We start from the raw sequence: 2541 nt of genomic DNA, 5'->3' as shown, positions 1-2541 counted from the left end.
GGGTATTATTTTCATTAATTATACCATAAATACACAGTTTAATGTGTGTTTATACTCAAATTTGAGGAAGAACCTCTGCCCCACCAAAATATCCACACCAGAGCACCATAAATAGTAAACAGTCCCAATCAATATGAGATTAACTAAAATTAATAAAGGCGCTCCGATAGTGAACTTCAAGCGAGTAGTCTTATGATGAAAATACTTCATTCCAGCATAAAGTCCAACCCCTCCTAGCATCGCCCCCATGAAGAGCAACCTGGCTTCGGAAATCCTCCATCGGTTCAATTTTGCCCGACGTTTATCCCTCCCCATAGCCACAAAAACATAACTATTCCAAAGGAAGTAGGCACCTAGAAAAATCCCCAAACTCATTTCCATCTCCTCCTAATCTTTCGAACACTAGTTTACCGCACTAATTAGGAAAAACCCCTAGCATGCTTAATGCAGGAGCTTTTCAATCCTCTTGTATATTAAGATATTGTATCATAAATCTTTCGGAGATATTAATGACATAATACGTGCTCAACTCAATTCAGCCCCATCAGTTAGTAGGTCTTTCAACCGGTCTGGTCCCGAAGATAGCAACTTAAAACCAAATTTCATTAACTGCACGTCATCATGCGTGATTAGGTTTAGTATCTCCTCATTTATATCCATCTTTTCACACAAGGAAGGGTTATCTATTAGAAAACTCCTGAATTTGTCCAGATCATAGCAGGCCATAAAGGAAAGTTTAATAATCTTTTCATCAGTTTCCCGGTTAACGGCAAGTTTTAAGTGTTTAGGTATCTCGCTAAACCCCTGTTCCATTTCTTCATAGATCTCTAAACCCTGGTCACGGACCCATTCCTTTATGGTTTGTGTCTTTGTCTCATTTAGCCCGTGGCAGCGGGAACTTTCAAAAGCAAAAGAATATTTCCCCCCGCCCAGCATGTCCACCGGCGCAATTCGGCAAGACCAGGACCGCTCTGGGTAAACCCGACATCCTTTGGGTGTGATGAAAGGACATTTCAGGTCATCCTCCTCGGACATCTTGATTTGAACAATAGAAAAGCCGGAGTGATGCACCGGCACCTTAATGGTGTATTTATCCAAAAACTCTCCTGAAGAAAGGCCCAGGAAATTCTTCATCCTCAAGACATCGTAAGGAGTGAGACAAATATTGATATCCCGGCAACATTTTTTAAAGCAATCCAGCCCATCATGGCAATGAAATTTAAACTCATCGTCTTCACCTAGGACTAAATCTCTGTGATCCATAAATTCGCCACCTTTCAAGTCTTTTATTATTATAAATCATCTCTCGAGGATAAGATAGTTTAAATAACTACGTACCGACAGCCTCGTCTGGGTCATAACTATATGAACATATCTATTGACAAACCCTCTGTCTTCTCATATAATAATCTTTGTTACGCGGTCATGGCGGAACTGGCAGACGCGCTAGATTCAGGTTCTAGTGCTCGCAAGGGCATGGAGGTTCAAGTCCTCTTGACCGCACCATAAGCGAGTTTGAGCGATTAGTCGAAAAAGACTAGTCGCTTTTTGTTATTGACGCGTATGCGTTAGATTTAAGAAGGGAAAGAATGTCTGCTTGATTCATACGGGTTTGCGGACTCGCAAAATCCTCCGAGTAGTGCGTTAGAGCGAAAATCTAGCGAACGACTAAGCACAATTAGGAATTATTATGAGAAAGAGACTTATTGAAGCCGAAACAAAGAGGAAATCAAGGAAAATTATAGCTAACCTCCATTAATACTTTTGCTCTAACGACTGCACTTATAACAGTACGTATACGTGCTTTAATAATCAAATTTTTCTGTGAAGACGTTCCAAACCATGCCGATATTGTATCCAATTAAACTCCCTAGAATTGTGTACCTAAGTGATAACCAATTTATTCGTTCAGGAAATGGTGGAGGATATATTACAATAAAAATTATTCCGATAACCAGTAGAGCATTAAAAAACCTACAGTTACGTCTCCATTTGATCCATTTATCTGAAATCAATTTTTGTTGATCATAATCCCAAAGAGGTTTCATAAATGGAAATATCCTGACATAGAAAAGACTACTCATTCTTCGACTAAATACAATAGAACACAAAACTATCATTAATAATAAACTAGCTGTGAGTCGTGAGGACATTCCTAAGTATAGTGGCATTACAAAAATCAGCATTACCACTAACATATAGGGAATGTTTATTATTAAACCTTCGATGAACCTTAATCTCCTCAATTGACTTGTTTCCACTTAGCGTTTCTCCTCCTTGAAGCCTATTAAGTTCAAGCTAAGTAATATCTAACTTTGGATCAGTCTGTTAATGAACGGAATCCCAAAAAATCCTTAGTATAACTATATTCCACAATTCCCCTATATTTCCTCTTTAATAGAACCTCTATTTGTATGCCCATAACCCTAAAGCTAAGGGTAATATCCAATTGATCAGCCATGTTCCCCCTCCTTTTAACCAAAAACAAAAAGAGTCTACTCTGACCCTCGGGAAATGTTATTATGAATATTCGTGAATACT

3 protein-coding genes and 1 tRNA gene are annotated in these 2541 nt (G+C 38.7%); 1 reads left to right on the top strand and 3 read right to left on the bottom strand.

Features of this window, described 5'->3' with window-relative positions:
* Positions 1–18: 18 nt before the first annotated feature.
* Together M8E35_RS26085 and M8E35_RS26080 are read right to left on the bottom strand one after the other, a co-directional pair.
* Positions 19–375, bottom strand: a complete 357-nt coding sequence (locus M8E35_RS26085; protein ID WP_252473888.1) for a DUF1294 domain-containing protein — start codon at positions 373–375, stop codon at positions 19–21.
* A gap of 150 nt (positions 376–525) precedes the next feature.
* A complete protein-coding gene (locus M8E35_RS26080; RefSeq protein ID WP_252473887.1) occupies positions 526–1263 on the bottom strand; it encodes a YkgJ family cysteine cluster protein in 738 nt (245 codons plus the stop codon).
* A gap of 156 nt (positions 1264–1419) precedes the next feature.
* Between M8E35_RS26080 and M8E35_RS26075 the strand changes: the two genes are divergently transcribed.
* Positions 1420–1506: transfer RNA gene (locus M8E35_RS26075), tRNA-Leu, on the top strand.
* Positions 1507–2320: 814 nt separating this feature from the next.
* Here the strand turns inward: M8E35_RS26075 and M8E35_RS26070 are convergent.
* Positions 2321–2541, bottom strand: a 221-nt coding sequence (locus M8E35_RS26070; RefSeq protein ID WP_252473886.1) for a hypothetical protein, incomplete at its 5' end; no start/stop codon positions are given.

The sequence above is a fragment of the Desulfosporosinus nitroreducens genome, from assembly GCF_023897015.1.
GTDB classification, from domain to species: domain Bacteria; phylum Bacillota; class Desulfitobacteriia; order Desulfitobacteriales; family Desulfitobacteriaceae; genus Desulfosporosinus; species Desulfosporosinus nitroreducens.
Note: the sequence above shows the minus strand (reverse complement) of the source record. Positions and strands in the feature narration are given on the sequence as shown.